General features: G+C 42.8%; 14 protein-coding genes. 5 read left to right on the top strand and 9 right to left on the bottom strand.

Translation table 11 applies throughout. The features are described 5' to 3' along the window. From CKO50_RS17350 to norR, 6 genes are all read right to left on the bottom strand, one after another. Positions 1–2,151 (bottom strand): exonuclease domain-containing protein, encoded by a 2,151-nt coding sequence (locus CKO50_RS17350; RefSeq protein ID WP_095729256.1) that lies wholly within the window; start codon positions 2,149–2,151, stop codon positions 1–3. 80 nt (positions 2,152–2,231) lie between these two features. After that, positions 2,232–5,543 carry a response regulator gene (locus tag CKO50_RS17355; RefSeq protein ID WP_095729184.1) on the bottom strand — a complete coding sequence of 1,104 codons (3,312 nt, stop codon included), beginning with the start codon at positions 5,541–5,543 and terminating at the stop codon, positions 2,232–2,234. Continuing rightward, entirely contained in the window at positions 5,540–6,703 is a 1,164-nt protein-coding gene (locus CKO50_RS17360) for an ABC transporter substrate-binding protein (RefSeq protein WP_255230279.1), read from the bottom strand. Before CKO50_RS17360 ends, CKO50_RS17355 begins: the two co-directional genes overlap by 4 nt. Positions 6,704–6,924: 221 nt before the next feature. Next, complete coding sequence (gene bfr, locus CKO50_RS17365) at positions 6,925–7,407, bottom strand: bacterioferritin (RefSeq protein ID WP_010607532.1); 483 nt, start codon at positions 7,405–7,407, stop codon at positions 6,925–6,927. A gap of 3 nt (positions 7,408–7,410) precedes the next feature. Further along, a complete protein-coding gene (gene bfr / locus CKO50_RS17370) occupies positions 7,411–7,881 on the bottom strand; it encodes a bacterioferritin (protein ID WP_095729185.1) in 471 nt (156 codons plus the stop codon). A gap of 241 nt (positions 7,882–8,122) precedes the next feature. Further along, entirely contained in the window at positions 8,123–9,685 is a 1,563-nt protein-coding gene (norR, locus tag CKO50_RS17375) for a nitric oxide reductase transcriptional regulator NorR (protein WP_095729186.1), read from the bottom strand. A gap of 386 nt (positions 9,686–10,071) precedes the next feature. On the opposite strand from norR, the gene CKO50_RS17385 reads away from it, so the two are divergent. The 5 genes from CKO50_RS17385 to CKO50_RS17400 all read left to right on the top strand — a co-directional run bounded on the left by CKO50_RS17385 (position 10,072) and on the right by CKO50_RS17400 (position 13,853). Continuing rightward, the gene (locus CKO50_RS17385; RefSeq protein ID WP_095729188.1) at positions 10,072–11,289 is read left to right on the top strand and encodes an NnrS family protein; all 1,218 of its coding nucleotides are present in this window, start codon (positions 10,072–10,074) and stop codon (positions 11,287–11,289) included. Positions 11,290–11,314: 25 nt separating this feature from the next. Further along, positions 11,315–11,980, top strand: a complete 666-nt coding sequence (locus CKO50_RS24845; RefSeq protein ID WP_255230299.1) for a globin domain-containing protein — start codon at positions 11,315–11,317, stop codon at positions 11,978–11,980. Continuing rightward, complete coding sequence (locus CKO50_RS24850; RefSeq protein ID WP_255230301.1) at positions 11,958–12,479, top strand: hypothetical protein; 522 nt, start codon at positions 11,958–11,960, stop codon at positions 12,477–12,479. The genes CKO50_RS24845 and CKO50_RS24850 overlap by 23 nt, the downstream gene beginning before the upstream one ends. A gap of 192 nt (positions 12,480–12,671) precedes the next feature. Continuing rightward, positions 12,672–13,145 (top strand): low molecular weight protein-tyrosine-phosphatase, encoded by a 474-nt coding sequence (locus CKO50_RS17395; RefSeq protein WP_010607527.1) that lies wholly within the window; start codon positions 12,672–12,674, stop codon positions 13,143–13,145. A 63-nt stretch (positions 13,146–13,208) separates the two neighbouring features. Beyond that, positions 13,209–13,853, top strand: coding sequence for a 2OG-Fe(II) oxygenase (locus CKO50_RS17400; protein ID WP_010607526.1), 645 nt, complete (start codon positions 13,209–13,211; stop codon positions 13,851–13,853). A gap of 40 nt (positions 13,854–13,893) precedes the next feature. Here CKO50_RS17400 and CKO50_RS17405 read toward each other — a convergent pair whose 3' ends face one another. The 3 genes from CKO50_RS17405 to CKO50_RS17415 form a co-directional block, all read right to left on the bottom strand. Beyond that, positions 13,894–15,183: a PAS domain-containing sensor histidine kinase gene (locus CKO50_RS17405; protein ID WP_095729189.1), complete on the bottom strand. Its 1,290-nt coding sequence runs from the start codon at positions 15,181–15,183 to the stop codon at positions 13,894–13,896. A gap of 8 nt (positions 15,184–15,191) precedes the next feature. Continuing rightward, positions 15,192–16,532 carry a sigma-54 dependent transcriptional regulator gene (locus CKO50_RS17410; protein WP_095729190.1) on the bottom strand — a complete coding sequence of 447 codons (1,341 nt, stop codon included), beginning with the start codon at positions 16,530–16,532 and terminating at the stop codon, positions 15,192–15,194. Between the two features lie 113 nt (positions 16,533–16,645). Beyond that, positions 16,646–17,848 carry an ABC transporter permease gene (locus tag CKO50_RS17415; protein ID WP_095729191.1) on the bottom strand — a complete coding sequence of 401 codons (1,203 nt, stop codon included), beginning with the start codon at positions 17,846–17,848 and terminating at the stop codon, positions 16,646–16,648. Positions 17,849–17,854: the final 6 nt, after the last annotated feature.

The following is a 17,854-nucleotide window of genomic DNA, read 5'->3' on the forward strand; positions in this document are numbered from 1 at the left end:
CTACTTTTCCTGTCTTATTGTATTGATTTTAATGAAAATTTCAGCGGTAGCATAAGCATCATCCATCGCTCGGTGATGATTAACCAAGGACACATTCATCGCTTGGCAAAACGCCCCGAGCGCATAAGAGCGCAGGCCCGGCACAAACTTTCGGCCTAACTGCACGGTACATAACTTCGCACGAGTAAACTCTCGGCCGACTCGAGCAAACTCCTGCCGAATAAAGCCATAATCAAAGTTCACATTGTGCGCGACAAAAATAGCACCTTGGCTAAACCGTTCAACTTGATCCAAAATTTCAAAAAAACTTGGAGCATCACTCACCGTTGCCTGAGTGATCCCTGTCAGGTCAGTGATTTTTCGTGGGATACGACGCATCGGATTAATAAGTGATTGCCATTTAGCAACGACCTCGCCGTTAACGACTTTTACCATGGCGACCTCGGTAATGCGATCAAACTCTTTGTTGCCACCGGTGGTTTCAATATCGACAACGACATAAGGTTGCTCTTTGCAAATATGCCATTCAACGGTTTGCAGTCGCGTGGGAATATTGCATTGCAAGAGTTTAGAAATATTAACTAGCTGACTTCGGCTAAGACTATCTCCTGGAGCCTTGATTTCTTCAAACCTTAAACCCGCTTTTTTGTCGACTATCATCAGATCGGGAAAACCAGATTTCATCAGATGAAAATCACTACACATTAGCCTTAAAACAGATTTGACATCCTCAATTGACAAGTTAGACAATAATATTTTTATTGAGTCGAGCATCTTATCGTGCCAAATAAACAACCGATTGGCTTCTCCGTAATGTTCGCTCATCTGGCGTAGAAGCCAGTTCATCCAAGCCGAAGTATCTGTAAAATTCGCTAAGCGACATTCAATCTCTTCCTCAAATTCGCTGTAAAAGCGATTTTCTTTTAATGCCAGTGGAGTTCTAGAAAACCCATTCGCTACGATACTTTTTGGGTGATAAAACAGTTCTTGCCAAAAGGTCAATCCAAATAAGGCCAGCCAAATTTCATTTTCAACATGATAGGCCTCAATGCCATGACGTTTATAATAAGCAATAACGCCAGCCTCTGTTTGTCCCTTAAAAGCCTCATCAACTTGGATCGCAGGTTGACTTTTTCTTAGCATATCCGTAAGTACAGAAGTGCGTTTTTGGTTAAATTTAAGCTGATAAAAGTCTTCCGCGAAGATCATCAATGTTTCATCACTTTCCCCCTGCAATATGCGCTCTAATTGCTCTCGCACCAGCTCAACTTCACCTTGTTTATAATTATGTCGTATCAACATCTCACAAGCTTGAGGGTGCTCACTCATACACAGTAAGGTTTTAAAATGGGAAAATTCAGGACCTAACTTTCTGGCAAGTGTTAACAGGTACTTTGCATGTGCAGTCACTGCATATTGCCCATCAACCTCAGGCAATTGTTGCGCTGCGGCCTGTCTAGCGCGCCGTACTAATTCATCTTCAGGGGCATTTTTGAGCTCACTGAGTGCATTTGCATAATAAAACGCGCTCACGGCTTCTGCTTTTTGTTCAAAATGTGCATGGTAAGCGGCGTCAGCGCTCCGGGTATTCATTACACCAAGATCTCGCATCGAAAATTGCGCTAAGCTAAAGCCTACCTTGCCAAAGTACAAAAATAGAAAGTAGTCGATATCGGCTTGAAATGAGAGCGTGAGATACTGGGATAGGTATTCTTGTGCATTTAGATGCTCAACGCAGACAGATTGATTGATATGCGCTACCCAGAGCGATTTTTTTGCCGATTTACTTGGCAGTGTAGTCAAGCTCTCTCGCTCGGCAAGTTCAATTAAACATGGTTTAGTTAAGCAATGTAATAGTGCTTGAAAGTCGTCTTGTTGTACTTGGCGAAGGAACCCTTTTGCTTTTAGTGAAAGCGCGACTTCACAAATATTATTGATCTCTTCGTAGCGCAGTGAATTGATATCCAGAAAAGGAGTTTTGCGGGAAATAAACCGCACTAACAAACACAATTCACCTTCAGGCAAGCGGTGTAGCTCAGCCAGCAGCTCACGCTGAGCACTACTTAATAGCGGTTGACATACTTTAAGTAAATAATCGCTAAGCTCACTAAAGTGGCTTAAGTAATATTTGGCGGGTAACTCTTTTCTCAACGCAAACCAAGACAACTGTTTTTATATACAGTAAAGACTACCATAGATAGAAAATATTGCCAATTTGCTTCAGTTACCCATCAAGTTGTTTCTTCTGTATCGTCTGTAGAAGCATATTCACTTTTGTATAGCCAATATTGTAGTTTTTCGCTCAATGGCTCTTCCGAAATGGGCTTTGTGAGGTAGTCGTTCATGCCTGCATTTAGACACTTTTCCCTATCACCGGACATTGCATTAGCGGTCATGGCTAATACTTTCACTCTCTGATAACTCTCGCCTGCGACTCCGTCTCGGATTAGCTCGGTAGTCCGATAGCCATCCATTTCCGGCATCTGGCAATCCATTAAGATCACCTCAAAGCGGCATTCATCTTGATGAGATTTGAGTAGCTCGATAGCAACAAGTCCATTTTCAGCGACTTCAACGTCTGTGATCCCCAATTTTCTGAGCATACTTAATGCAACAATTTGGTTTACCTCATTATCTTCGACCAATAGAATGCGGCAAGGCGTTGGCCAAGTACATTCGGTTTCATTCGCCTTTCTTACCAGCTTCAAATAGTGACTTGTAACCAGTGGCTTCGCATTAGCCAGTGCCCTGCCATCTTCAGCTAAAATGGTTAACGCATCAAAAAGGTCTTTGGTTGTCACGGGCTTTGGAAAATAACCCGAATAGCCACGCTCCGCGTAAAACTGCCCATCCCCCTTGGTCCCCATTTTCGTCATCATGATAAGCTTTATCGCTTTGAACCGCTTATCATTTTTTAGTACAGCGCCGAGCTGTTCACCCGACATACCTCTAAGCGTCATGTCCAACAAAGCTATATTAAACACATTTTTATCACGTTGGTATTCAGCTTCACACATTGATAAAGCTTGTATGCCTGAGCTGGCTTTACGCACCTCCGCTCCCCAGTGTTTCAATTGAGATTCTAAGCTCGTCAAGGTCGCGAGATTATCGTCAACTAAGAGTATTTTGCTCCCTTTCAGATCAACTTTTGTAGCTTCGAATTGAGTATTCTCACCATGAACCAAGGTAACGAAGAATTCAAATTGGCTACCGTGACCAAACCGACTACTCACGGTGATATCGCCGTCCATTAACTCACAGAGTTGCCTGACAATGGCCAGCCCCAAACCAGTACCACCATATCTCCTTGTGGTAGAAGCATCTACTTGAGAAAACTTAGCAAAAAGTCTGTCAGCTTTGTCCTCTGGTATCCCTATGCCAGTATCTTCAACTGAACAATGAAACCTCAGCTTATTGTCTACCTCACTAAACCAAGCTCGAATGATGATCTCGCCTTGCTCGGTAAACTTGATTGCATTACTAATTAAGTTGGTAATGATTTGTCGAATGCGGCTCGGGTCCCCCTGCACCAATGGCTTTTCAAGTTGAATAACATCAAGGATAAGTTCAAGTCCCTTTTTCTGCGCCTGCAACGCAACGGATTCAATCAACTCGCCAAGCAAAGCCCTAACATCGAAATCTAGTGACTCAAGCTCAAGTTTGCCTGCTTCAATTTTAGAAAAGTCTAGTATATCGTTGATAAGATTTAACAACGACTTGGCACTTCCCATTGCTAGACTCACTTTATGTAATTGAGTTTGAGTCAGGTGTTCATCTTCTAGCAGGCTTAACATGCCTATTACACCATTCATTGGTGTGCGGATCTCATGGCTCATTGACGCTAAAAACTCGCTTTTAGCTTGCGCGCCCTGTTCCGCCGCTTGCTTCGCTTGTTCTAGCTCTTTTTTCGCTTCAACAGCAGCGGTAATATCCTGTTGGATGCCAACAAATGCTGTTATTTGGTTTTGTTCATTAAATACTGGGGAGATCTGTAAACTATTCCAAAATGCCTTTCCAGATTTGGTGTAGTTTATCAATTCGACTTTGACGAATGCGTGGGCTTTTATTGCATCTCTGATTTCGTTTACAGCTTGCTGTTGGCTTTGCTCTCCTTGCAAAAAGCGGCAATTCTTACCAAGTATTTCATCTCCATATTCGGTGATTTGTTTAAAAGCCTTATTGGCAAATACGATTGGTAATTCTGGGTTCGTTGCATCAACAATTGTAATGCCAACATTTGCACATTCTATTGCTTGAGCAAGTAAGTCATTTTGCTCCTTTGCCTTTTTCAGCGCTTCTTGATGAAGCTTTTGATAGGTAATATCCGACAGTGAACCAACTATTCGCTTTGCTTGCCCATCTTTAAGTGCAGCCGCGCCTTTTAGCCAAAAATAGCGATAGCTGTTTTGCCTCGTTTTTATTCGGCACTCGACACCAAAAGACTCTTCTTCCGTCATATGAAACTTAATTGAGTTTTCTAGATTGGGGAGATCTGCTGGATGAACACGGTCAAATAAACTAGAAATATGCTCAGAAAATAAGGCTTGTGTCTCTTGAGAAAAGCCTAGCAAAGATTTAAATCTATCTGAATAAAACACGGTATTTTTCTCAAGATCCCAGTCCCAAAGACCATCATCGCTACCAAATATTGCGAGTTTAAATCGTTCTTCACTTCGCGTGAGTGTTGCTCTGGACTCTTCAAGTTTCTTGAACGGGTTTAACAATAGTTGTTTACCAAACAGGTAAAGCAAGCCAAAGGACAGGAGCAACCCAAAGGTTATCGCCCCTAAAAGGTCCAAGACAAATATTTGTACGTCGTTAGTAACCAAGCTTTTTCGCAAGCGATAATCTAATTGAAGCCCCGTTGTTCCAATAGCTAATGACTTGATACTAAGATAATCCTCAACACGTTCAACATCGGAAAACTCAAGCCATTGCCCTTTTAACGAGATGCTATGAAGTTGAGAGTCTAAAGAAGTCGCCAGTAGGATTTCAAGGCTGGTCGAAAACTCACCAATAAGTGCTCCTTCAGCAAAACCGTTATAGTAAATAGGTACCGCTACCGTAAAAAAATGCTGGTTGGCAACTTTAGTTAAATCTATTGCATTACTGATTTCAGCATTAATCACCTTATCCAACCAAATAGGTTGTTGCCCTAGTATTTCATTAGAGTCAAAGTTTGCATAGACCACTTCTCCGAGAACGTTAATTACCATCAGTTTCTCTGCTTTGCCTATAATTTGAAAACTGCGCAGAAAATCTCGTAATTGTGTTGCTGAGAGGCCTGTTCCCATTGCACCATTTACAACAATAGGGTGCGAAGATAGATCGAATAGTATTTGTTTACGGCTCTCAAGGTACTGAGTTAAGTTGTTAACTGCGAGTTGGGCTTGAGTTTCATTCGTTTCTCTCACTAAGTCTTCGATAATGACGTTTGCTCTCAGCCCAACAAAAAGTGCGCTGAGCAGAAGTGAAACAATTGCCGTTAACCCTAAAAAGGTGTAAAAAGCGCGATTACTCGTTAAGGTGAATTTAGTTTTCAATACGACCCCGAGTAACTATAAACTAGTTTAATACTGCCATTAGATTGATATTGTCCGATACACAAGTCTTGCACGGTTAGCGCTTCATGGGCGGAATCGTTTTTTTCATTCCACACCCGAAATGGTCGTTGGTAGGTTTTTATTAGACCGTTGACCGGCGATTGCAAATCCTCAAACGCACTTCTTAGCAAGGCTCTATTGGTAGCAACCGAATCTGTCAGTTTTATTTGCTCCGCTGCCGCAATAAGAAGCTTGGCAATATCATAGCCATGGATAAATCCAGGAGCCGCTTGAACAAATCCATGCGTTGCAAACTGGGTTGGGAAAAGCCGTTTGGCACGATTAAATACTCGTGCCGAAAACGCACTTAACGGTTTATTCTCAAAAGAAAAACAGCTTTGTAGGACCGCCAATGAGACGTCAGCAGATAGTTTTTTCCCAATAACGTTAAAAAAGCTACCCGCAGTCACCCCCCAATGACTAACAATGGGCAGGCGCTGCGCCTCGTCAATACTCGCCATGGCTTTTACGAACTCGGCCCCCTCAATCGCATTGCCAACAAAAATGATACATTGCGGCTCACTCTCAATGATATTATGAATAATAATCCTTGCTTCACTCTCTCGAGTGGCCCAGTTAAACCAAGATACGGGTAGCGCACTGTTAGGCTTAGCCTTTTTATACTCTCTTAACAATGTGTCGTAATTGGAGCGCCCCCATGCAGTATCCTCAAGTAATAAATGAGGTGCAACACAACCCTGTTGTTTCGCATAATTGATAAGTATTTTACCTGCTTTGGTGTCATCCACAGAAAGCCTAAAAATCCAATTTTCCTTACTCGGATATCTTGTAATTGGTCCACCTGCTGCCCAAGGAACCAACAACAGAGCTTCACTCTCATTGATGAATTTACGAAATTTAATATAAGGGGGGGAATGTACGCCACCAAGCACGAGTAAGGCATTTGGGTCTTTTAAAAATTGCTTAAAGTGAAGCAAGCTACGATTACTATTACCACGATGGTCTTTGGCCACCAGCTCAATCTTATAACCTTGGATTTGATTATCTACTTCATCGAATGCGGTTAAAAACCCCATTTTTATCGCTTCGGCTGACTCATTTAAATTGGAATAATCAGCGTCATGATAAATACGAAACACTTTCTTGGAGTTTGCTCCGAGACAAACCGAGCTACTAAAAAGGCAGAAAAACAATAATAATATTTTCATCGCATTACTAACCACCCAACACATAACTAAACTTTAGTTCAAATCATTGTGATTGCTTAATTTTATAGCGAATACCTTGCACGTTATACTCCATCCAGACAATGCATGGCGCACAAAGGAACCGCACCCAAAGATAGGTGCGGTGGTTGGGATCATTCAGGGCTATTAGCAAGTTGGCTCTGAATGTAGTTTGGTAAACCAATTAGTTTGATTAAATTAATATGCTGTTCAAGCCAATAAATATGGTCCATTTCAGTATCATCTAACAGAGTTTCGAGCATTTCGCGCGTGACATAATCTTGCGCTTGCTCACACACAGCTATCACCTTTTTCAAATGATCTTTTACCAGAATTTCCGCAGCCAAGTCATTTTCTAGCATTTCTTTCACATCAGTACCAACGTGAATTGGCGCACGAGAAGCGGTATCTGGTGTGCCTTCCAAAAACAAAATACGTTCGGTGATCCGCTTTGCGTGATCGAGCTCTTCTTCATACTCGTGAGATAACTTATTGTGTAGCTTCTCCAGTCCCCAATCTTCATACATTTTGGCATGAGCCAAATATTGATCCATAGAAGAAAGCTCAAGCGTAAGCTGTTTGTTGAGTAAGTCGATAACAGTAGAATTGCCTTGCATAACTTACCCCTCAATCTGCGATTGCAGATAGTTTTCAATGCCAGTATTTTTGATTAAGAAGTGCTGCGTTTCGAGCCAATCCACATAGCCCTCCTCATATTCAAGAATATCTTCAAGTAGCTCTCGACTAACATAATCCTGTTCATGTTCACACAGCGCAATCGCATCGCGTAGTGTCGGTAACTGATCGAGTTCAAACGCTAAATCGCACGCCATCATCTCTTCTGTATGCTCACCTATCCGTAACTTTTCTAAATGTTGGAGGTTTGGTAACCCTTCAAGGAATAATATGCGCTCGATAAGATCATCTGCTTGCTTCATGTCCTTGATAGATTTTTTATACGCTTTCTCGTTTAGCTCTTCCAGCCCCCAATTTTTGTACATTCTTGCGTGTAGAAAGAATTGGTTTATCGATGTTAACTCTAGCGTAAGCACTTGATTTAGCGCTGTTATGACTTGTTTATTACCCTGCATAGGGCCCCCTAATAATGTCGAGTGACGCCCTATAACCCTAGTTCAATATTTATTCTTCGCAAGATTAAATAAAAATAACAGTTTTCTTAATATACCCTTTTAAAATAAACAACTTATAAGAGTATTAATAACAATTTTCATTACATTTCAGGTTTCATTTTTTGAATAGCTTGTATTCAATCTTAACTCAGAATAAGAAACAGGCTAAGTTATTGAAATTTATAACAGCAGCTCAGGTTACTCAACTCATCTGCTTTTTAACATCTAGCCCTAAACGCTTCGCTAGTCGAACTAAATTTGCTCTATCCATTTCCAGCTCTCTCGCAGCTGCGGACCAATTTAACCCATTACGTTCCATCGCGTTAACGATCATGTCTTTTTGTAGTAGCTCGACGGCGAGTTTCATGGTAACAGGACCTGCTTTCTCTTCCTTAATGAGGCGATCAGTTTGCCGTATTTGTTGATTGTGTTTGGGCTCAATATCTATGTCATGGATCTCGATGATATTAGCCTGCCACTGTTGATGCTTAGCTTTTAATGCTGCACGACTGACACAATGTTCAAGCTCTCTGACATTACCCGGCCAGTCGTAATGCATTAATCGGCTGAGTGCTTGCCTATCCATCACCACTTGTTTTGCGTTGAGCGTGCCTCTTAGCCTCTCTAAAAAGAACCCAACCAGCAGCGGAATGTCATCTAGCCTTTCAGTCAGTGGAGGAACAAATAAAGGATACACACTCAAGCGATGATAAAGATCCGCCCTAAATTTTCCGCGTCTCACTTCTTCTTTTAAATCACGATTAGTGGCAGCAACCACTCTAACATCCACAACATGAATGCGGTCAGCACCTACCGCTTGCACCTCACCGCTTTGCAACACACGTAATAGTTTACTCTGTAAAGTCAGACTCAGTTCGCCAACTTCATCCAAAAACAGTGTGCCTCCATCTGCGGCTGCAAACTTGCCTAATCGGTCTTTATCGGCCCCAGTAAACGCCCCTTTTTTGTGACCAAAGAGTTCGCTTTCTGCTATCGAGTCAGGAAGCGCCGCACAGTTAATTTGTACAAACGGTTTGTCATTTCGTTGGGAATTAAAATGTACGTGTTTTGCTACTAACTCTTTACCCGTTCCCGTATCACCTTGAATAAGCACATTAAACTCAGAGCCTGCTACCAGTTCAATTTCTGATTTAAGCGAGTGCATCACCGCACTCTCTCCTACTAAGATTTGCTTTTTAATGGACTTTTGGGATTGGGTATGTGTAGATGAACGTGCTTGCTCATAGAGACGCTCAGCCTCAAACATACGTAATGCACTGCTTGAGACAATTGTTTGTAGGGTTTTCATATAAACGTCGGACAAATGCTCAAAGCTGTCAGGTTTAAGGCAATCGAACGTCACCAATAAGGCGCTACTTTGCAGTGCGACCTTGAACCCCATGCAGGCATGCACTGGCAAGCGACTTTCTTCGGCGAGCAACAGACCATCGTAGGGGTCGGGTAAGTTGCTATTGGCAGGAAAACTGACTAGCTCGTCAGACTCGAAAATAGACATCAATCTAGGTTGTTCTGAGAGCAAAAACTGCCGCCCAACAGCGTCCGCACTCAACCCATTGCAAGCTAGGATAGTTAATGCATGCTGATCGCCATAAAGAATGGCGATGGCATCAGCGGTAACAGATTGACTCAATGCTAATAGCAGGGACTTAGCGTATTGCTTAACCTCGCGACCCTCTTGCGCTAACGAAAGTCGTGACAACGACATACTAAGCTCAAGCGACTTGGAGAGTTCTAACGAATTCATGTCAAAAAGACTCAATTTATTCAAATAAACACTAATTAAGATAGGTCAATTTGACTCAGACATCAATAATAGAATACTAATACAATGATTTATATAGCATTTTAAAGTTGGCGTGACACCTGCAATGTGCAGTCTATATATCAACATTCGCAGAATTAACGATGAACCGCGCATACCAGCTTTTAAGATATAGCAACATCGCCATTTTCACTTCTCTCGCAGCGTTTATGCTGTCACTGCAAGTGAGTTTTTTTAGCGCTGAAAGCTTCAGCCTCTTCTCACAAATTGCAGCACATATTAGTACTATCGTATTGGCCGCCTTGATTAAGCTTGCCTACGTCATCCGCCTTGTTTGTCTATACCACCTAGGTTTGGAGGTTAAATAAATGAGTTTAATCCAACTAGAAGAGCCCAGTCCAAAAGCAGTGTGTTGGTATACACCATCTACTTGGCCCGTGTTGATGCTCGGCTTTAGAGCGCTATTTTTACTCGCAGGCATATTTGCTGTCGTGAGTATTTCTGTGTGGGCTTTACTGCTCAATGGCAATATTGATTGGCGTAATGAATACCCAGCGACCTATTGGCACGCCCACGAGATGCTGTTTGGTTTTGGCGGTGCTGTCGTCGCCGGATTTTTGCTAACCGCAGCAAAAAATTGGACGCAAAGACAGACATTACATGGTGGCGCGCTGCTGTCACTCTGTATTATTTGGTGTGCCGCCAGACTGAGCTTTTTTGTGGCAAATTCATCAATCATCATCACCTTGCTACTACAACTGAGTTTTTGGCTTATTGTACTAATCAATTTAACGAGCGTAATTGTTGATGCAAAATCCAAAAACAATCGTGTTTTTATTTTTGCTGTAAGTATGTTGTGTGGCTGCAACATCATATTTTTGATTTTACTTCACAACCAGCACTTCTTATTGCTAAGCGCTGCAAGCCAAGCAACGCTTATTGCTTACATGCTGTTGATTGGTGTGGTGGGTGGCCGCGTTATTCCGTTTTTTATTGCCCGAGGATTGCAGCAAGCACAAAAACCACATACTCCAAGGTTAGACAGGGCGATATTTTACCTCGCCATCATCTGCGTTTTCACCTATATCCTGCAGTTTACGATACCAAATACTCACTATTTAAGTGCTGCACTTCTGCTCCTTGGGCTACTGCATTCAATAAAAGCAATTTATTGGTTTAACAGTAAATTATTTAACGTACCACTGCTTTGGTCATTATATCTTTCATATTGTGCAATCGCAGTGGGTTTAATACTTAGCGCATACAACAACACCTTTGCACCAGAGCATTTGCGCAGCCATCTTCACTTAGTGGCAATTAATGGCATGGGCTTAATGATCTTAGCCATGATGACTCGCGTTACCTTGGGCCACACTGGTCGACTATTACAAGTAGGCACGACAACTACACTGGCGTTTATCTGTATCACGGTATCGGGTCTTATCCGCGCCTTCCTTATTCATTTTATAAACCCGCACAATGCATGGCTGTTAAGTGCCGTGGCTTGGGTTTTTGGTTTTATGCTTTTTTTCATTACCTTCGCGCCCATGCTGGTACAAAAACGCGTCGATGGGCGAATGGGTTAACTCTACTCTCAAATTGGAGATATTAATGCTTACAAACAACACGATTGAGTTGGTAAAACAAAGTGCACCACTATTGGCTCAGGTCGGTCCCGAGATCACTGCCAAGTTTTATCATAATATGTTCAATCAACACCCTGAGCTGAAAGGGGTATTCAACCAATCCCATCAGGCTTCGGGAAAACAGCCGTTGGCACTATTTGCAGCATTAGCGGCCTATGCCACTTACATTGATCAACCAGAAGTGCTCAGTGACGCCATTTTACGTATCAACCATAAGCACGTTAGCCTTGGGATTTTACCGGAGCAATACGCGATTGTTGGCCAGCATTTAATTGCAACGCTCAAAGCCGAGTTCAGCGAGCAATTCACAGACGAAATAGAGCAAGCTTGGCTTAGTGCCTACCAGTATTTAGCCGATTTATTTATCACCGCAGAGCATGGCCTGTACCAAACCGCGCTTGAGCAGCAAGGTGGGTGGCAAGGAACTCGAGAATTTACAATTGAAAAGATAATAAGCAATACTGAAAATATTAAAAGCTTTTATCTCAAGCCTGTCGATGGTAAAGCCTTGCCTCATTACCAAGCAGGGCAATTTATTTCTGTTTTTATACCAAAAGAAGTGGCAGGGTTTCAGCAGATCCGCCAATACTCTTTGTCTGTTGCCCCCAATGGTTCGTACCTTAGGNACTAAACACGACGGTGCCGTATCGCAATATCTTCATACACTTAAGGCGGGCGACACCCTCAAGCTCACTCCACCAGCTGGAGACTTCGTCAGACAACACACAGCCCGTCCAAAGGTATACATTAGCGCAGGGGTTGGAATTACCCCTATGCTTTGCATGCTTGGTGTTCATAGCCAGCATTCACCTGAAGTCGAAGCACACTTTTTACACGCGAATAAAACCGCATGTGACTTAGGTTTCAACCAAGAAATCAATGAGCTTGGTAGCAATATCCGAGATTTTAATGTGGTTACTTGGTTGGAGTCAGAAGCCGACGGTACGCATTCCGGACTGATGGATATCAACGTAATCAAAGATACTTTGCCGCTAACAGACGGAGAGTTCTACCTATGCGGCCCGGTTGCCTTTATGCGCTTTATCAAAACCCAACTGATGAATGCCGGTGTAAAAGCCGAGCAAATCTTCTATGAGGTATTTGGCCCTCACGAAAACCTTCCAAACTAACGGCTTAAATTTGGCGTCCTGATACTGTTGGTATTAGCCGGCGCCTTATATTTTGCTCTAAAAAAATCGCTAGACTGGGTGAATGAATACTACTGGTATTAGCCGGAATCTTATATTTTGCTCTGAATTAAAAAATCGGTAGACTTGGAGAATAAATACTATTGGTATAAAAGGTACTTGAAGGACAACAATATGAGCGCAATTTCTAGTATCTTAGTCGTCTGCATGGGTAATATCTGCCGCTCTCCAACTATGGAGGCGGTATTAAAGCACAAACTCGCAGCAACAGAGTTAACAACCCGTATCGATTCCGCTGGCACCATTGGCTATCATCAAGGTAACCCTCCAGATCCACGCAGTGTCACGGCAGGCAGCGCAAGAGGGTATGACTTTTCAGGCATATCAGCGCAGCAAGTAAAACCCAGCGATTTTGAAGATTACGACTTACTTTTGTGCGCAGACAACGCTAATTACCGCGATCTACTCTCTATTTGTCCTACCGGCTTGGCGCATAAAGTTCAGCTGTTTTTAGCATTTGGTGACATGAGTGAGCATGAAGTGCCTGATCCTTATTATGGTGGTGAACAAGGTTTTGAACATGTGCTTGATTTAATCGAAGCCGCCAGCGAAAACATCATTAACAAAATTCGCTTATCGACAAGGTAAAATTAACTCGCTGGATCGGTACCAAACAAAGGGGTAAAAAGACCTTTTTTAGAGGCACCGCTATTGTTAGATTTAGACTTAGAATTTCCGTTCGAGAAATTAGCTCAGGACTTACAAACCACAGGCATTAGTATTTTGCCAAATTTCGTCAGTCCCGACATTTTATCCAAGTTGGAATTGAGAATAGCAGAGCTAAGCAGTGATGATTTTAAGCAAGCTGGAATTGGTCGTTTAGCCTCTCACGAGCAAAATAAGAAAATTCGCAGAGATAAAATTCACTGGCTAGATAGCAGCAATGAGTTGGAATCTGTTTGGCTCAACTACATGGGCGAGCTAAAAGCCTATTTAAACAGACGGCTGTTTATGGGACTCTTTAGTTATGAAAGCCACTTTGCCATTTATCCTCCAGGGGCGTTTTACAAAAAGCATATGGACGCCTTTAAGGGAAAGACCAACCGAATTTTGACCACGGTATTGTACTTAAATCAGTCTTGGGCGCCAGACAATGGCGGCGAACTAGTCGTTTTCAATCCCGATAATCACGACGAAATACTCACTACGGTGCTGCCCAGTTATGGCACGCTAGTTACCTTTTTAAGTGATGAATTCCCTCATGAAGTACTGGTTGCCAACGAAAAGCGCTATTCAATTGCAGGGTGGTTTAGGGTTAACGCCAGCATTAATCATTCGATTGATCCACCAAAATAATTGATGTTCTCAGTCTTAAGTTTATTATCCTGAGTTAAACTCAGGGTAATTTGTTCGGTAACCTAATTTCGACGCACAAACCTTTACCTTCGCGATTATAGAGGCTGATTTTACCGTTGTGTGCTTCAACAATTTCTCTGCACAGCGCTAAACCAAGCCCAGTTCCTGACGCTTTGGTAGAATAAAATGGAATTAAGGCGTTGGCCATCACAGTGTCACTCATGCCTTCGCCTCTATCGAGCACCCATATATAAACCTCGTCGTTACGCTGCTCAGATTGAACGCGGATTTCCTCTATCTTTGAGCCAGACTCGGTCGCATTCTTTATCAAATTAATGAGTAACTGTTCTAACTGTGTCGTGTCTGCCTGTAATTGCATTTGATTAAGCTGATACTGGAATGACCAATGGCTTTGCAGTCGCGCACACAAAACCTGCAAATTCACAGGTTCAATGTTTGGCAGAGGAAGTTTGGCGAACTTACCATAACCCTGAACAAACTCGCTAAGGTGCACAATGCGCTCTTCTATCGTCGCAAATACTCGACTTAGCCTAGGTTCATCCACGCGTTCAGCCAAGATCTGTCCGCTGTGCAGCATAGATGAAATAGGCCCTAATGAGTTGTTTAACTCATGGCTAATGATGCGGATCACTTTCTTCCAAACTTGCACTTCTTGGCGGCTCAACTCTCGAGTGAATTGCTTAAAAATATATAATTTGTGAAAGTGGTTGTTAAGTAATAACTCACCGTTGGCGAGATGCCACATTTGCGACTCACCACTGCTGTTTTGTATTGAGAACAAGCCATCAAGTTGGTTATTTGCAGCTTGCTGAAGTTCATCCGGGACTTCGGATAACAATTTACTAAAACGCTCACCTTCAAGGCGATGCTCACAGTTAAAAAACGTTTTCGCACTATTGTTGGCAAATACCACCACATCTTGTGAGTCGACGAGGACAAGTACCTGAGGTGACGACTCTAGCACTTTATCAAGCATCAGCTCACGCTGATAAATCCATTGTTTTTCATCTCTTAACTGTTTTGCCGTTTCATTGAATAGCTGACACAGTCGACCGAGCTCATTGTTAGCGTTATAGGTAATGGACGTAGAAAATTCGCCATCTTTAAAGTTCATCAAGCCGACTTCTAATGCCTCCCACCCCGCTTTGTTTTCACGCATTAATAGTCTATGTAGCACTAGTGCTACACTGACGGAGCCCAGTACTATTACAATGAAACCGCTGTGATCATCGAGTAAAAACCATAAAGGAATAAGGCCAATAATAATACTGATGGCAATGATCAATGCATGTTGCTGCGATGTCGTCATTATTGTCCTTAATATTCAATGCCAAACTTTTGCAAGCGACGATAAAGCGCTTGTCTACTCATGTTAAAGTGTCGCGCCACTTTCGCAATCACACCAAGATGAGTCTTGAGCGCCTGCTCCAATTCTTCTTTACTGGGTTCTCGTATGGTATGCGAGGCGCTAACTTGTGCTGTATTTGCCTGCACGTCAAGACCAAAACCCTTGGCACTGAGCTCGCCCTCAGGGTTCAATACAGCCGCCCGTTTACAGGCATTTTCAAGCTCCCGTACGTTACCAGGCCAAGGGTGTTCACATAATGCTTGCTGGGCATCCGAAGTAAGCCCCCTTGCAGGTAAAAAATGCGCGACCAAAGGTAAAATATCATCCACTCGCTCTGACAACGCGGGTAAGTTTAGCTCGATGACATTTAAGCGATAATATAGATCCTCACGAAATTTCCCCCCTCGAATATCCGCTAGCAGATCCGCGTTCGTCGCTGAGATGACACGGACCGATACTTTTTTTGTCTCGACTGAACCCAACCTCTCAAACTCGCCACTTTGCAAAACACGTAGCAATTTTGTTTGCCCTGGAAGAGGTAAATTACCAATCTCATCCAAAAATAACGTGCCTTTATCAGCAGCTTCAAAGCGACCAATACGCTGCTTATTCGCACCGGTATAAGCACCGCTCTCAGCACCAAAAAGCTCAGCTTCGATTAAGTCACTTGGGAGCGCGCCTGCATTCACTTTGACAAACGGTTGGTTTTTTAGTGGTGAGTTCGCTTGAATAATTTCCGCGATTTTTTCTTTACCGCTACCATTTGGACCGGTTATTAACACTGACACATCAGATTTGGCGACTTGCAGCGCCATATCTATGACTCGCTGCATGGCCACCGATTTATACACAAACCCGCATAAATCCGCGCCTTGATTAAACTGTTGGCGTTCTTGTTCAGCCCGTTCAAAGTTTGCAACTTGCTTATGTGCCTCACCAAGCGCGACGAGATTTGCAATTGTGGTGAGTAACTTTTGGTCGTCCCACGGCTTGGCTAGATAGTCTGCAGCTCCAGCTTTTACCAACTCAACCGCCATGGTGAGCTCAGTCCAAGCCGTTAATAAGATAATAGGGAGTTTTGCATTTAGTGCTTTTAATTGGTGAAAAAGCGCAGCCCCCTCCTCTCCTGAGGTGGTGTCTGCACTAAAGTTCATATCTTGGATAACTAGTGCAATTTGCTGAAACGATACCACTTTAATTGCTTCTAACGGTGAGCACGCGGTAACCACTTGATAATCATGCAGCTCTAGTAACAATGACAGTGCATCAAGCACCGCAGGGTTATCATCCACAATTAAGATTTTATCCATATGATTTTATTCTTGTTATTACATATTGCCACTTACCTATACTAGCACAACTAATACAAGGCAAGTTACGTAATGCTAATCAGGCTGCTCGCACAACCTGATTAGCATAAGGGTTATACACTTCTTGTTGCGATACTCGGTGAAATGTTCGCTGCCTTTTTAGCAGGAAAAATAACTGACGCGATACAGAGCACGATAAGCCCCAGCGCCGTTATCAAAATATAGCTTACTTCTAGCGGCGGCACTGAATACAAAGACATTAGCTTTTGTCCTAGGAAAACCGTAGCCACAGTGCCAAGTACTAAGCCAATTGCACAAACAATGAGGTTTTCTACCACAAAGTAACGAACAATTGCAGACTTACGCGCCCCCAAAGCTCTGCGAGTACCAATCTGTTTAGTGCGTTTACTAATATTAAACTGAGTAAGACCAAATATTCCCAGCGCCGTCACGACGACTAATGCTGTGATTAGCACTAGCAACATTCTTAGCATCAATATGTCTTTAGAGTTGTACCTTTCCTTTACTTCATCAAGCCCTTTCATATTGGTGATCACTCTATTTGGGTTTTCTTGAAGCAGCACCGACTCTATTTTTTTCATTACTTCGCCACGCAAACTCGGATCTGTGCGAACTAAGAAATCTTGAAATCCATTCGCATTTACCATGGGAAAAATAATTAAGCGATCAGCATTTCTAAAACGCGGCCAAGCATTAGTCATACGCTCAACAATCCCCACGACTTTTAACGGGCCGCCACCATAATAAATCGTTTCTCCCAATCCTCTACCCTCACCAAATATCTCGTCCGTAAACGCCTTACTGGCAATAACAACATCTGGTTGCTTAGCGTATTCACTTGAGATCAGGACATCACCAGATGTGAAATCACGGCCTTCTATCAATTTTACGCCCAAGGTGCGGATCACTTGTTCATTGGCGTATAAATGCCCCGAGTTTGTATGTTTACCATCGTCTTCTGAGGTTAAGCTGAATCCCGAATTGCTACCTCCTCCTGAAAGCGGAACCGAACTCACTCCCACAGCTTCTATAACACCTGGGATACTTTTTAGTATTCTCTCATCAACGATAAGCTGCTGGTTTGCATCTACCTTGTCGTCAAACGACATGACACTGAAGGTGATTATCGACTCTTCTGGATAGCCAGTTGGCTTATTGAGATAGCTGACGCGCTCACTAATAATGGACAGCGAATTGCTGACAATTGCCAACGTCAAGGCAAGTTGTAGGATGGCAAGTACGGCACCAACTTTAGAGCGCAATAACGCATTGATAATGGGTTTTAATTCCAACATGGGACT

Origin of the sequence: Pseudoalteromonas sp. HM-SA03 (genome assembly GCF_002289345.1) — a bacterium.
GTDB lineage: Bacteria > Pseudomonadota > Gammaproteobacteria > Enterobacterales > Alteromonadaceae > Pseudoalteromonas.

What these genes read in the sequence shown, in the direction of transcription:
- bfr (WP_010607532.1), bottom strand. Translation starts at nt 7,407, where the DNA reads ATGCAAGGCAATTCTACTGTTATCGACTTACTCAACAAACAGCTTACG.
- bfr (WP_095729185.1), bottom strand. Translation starts at nt 7,881, where the DNA reads ATGCAGGGTAATAAACAAGTCATAACAGCGCTAAATCAAGTGCTTACG.
- norR (WP_095729186.1), bottom strand. Translation starts at nt 9,685, where the DNA reads ATGAATTCGTTAGAACTCTCCAAGTCGCTTGAGCTTAGTATGTCGTTG.
- CKO50_RS17385 (WP_095729188.1), top strand. Translation starts at nt 10,072, where the DNA reads ATGAGTTTAATCCAACTAGAAGAGCCCAGTCCAAAAGCAGTGTGTTGG.
- CKO50_RS17395 (WP_010607527.1), top strand. Translation starts at nt 12,672, where the DNA reads ATGAGCGCAATTTCTAGTATCTTAGTCGTCTGCATGGGTAATATCTGC.
- CKO50_RS17405 (WP_095729189.1), bottom strand. Translation starts at nt 15,183, where the DNA reads ATGACGACATCGCAGCAACATGCATTGATCATTGCCATCAGTATTATT.
- CKO50_RS17410 (WP_095729190.1), bottom strand. Translation starts at nt 16,532, where the DNA reads ATGGATAAAATCTTAATTGTGGATGATAACCCTGCGGTGCTTGATGCA.
- CKO50_RS17415 (WP_095729191.1), bottom strand. Translation starts at nt 17,848, where the DNA reads ATGTTGGAATTAAAACCCATTATCAATGCGTTATTGCGCTCTAAAGTT.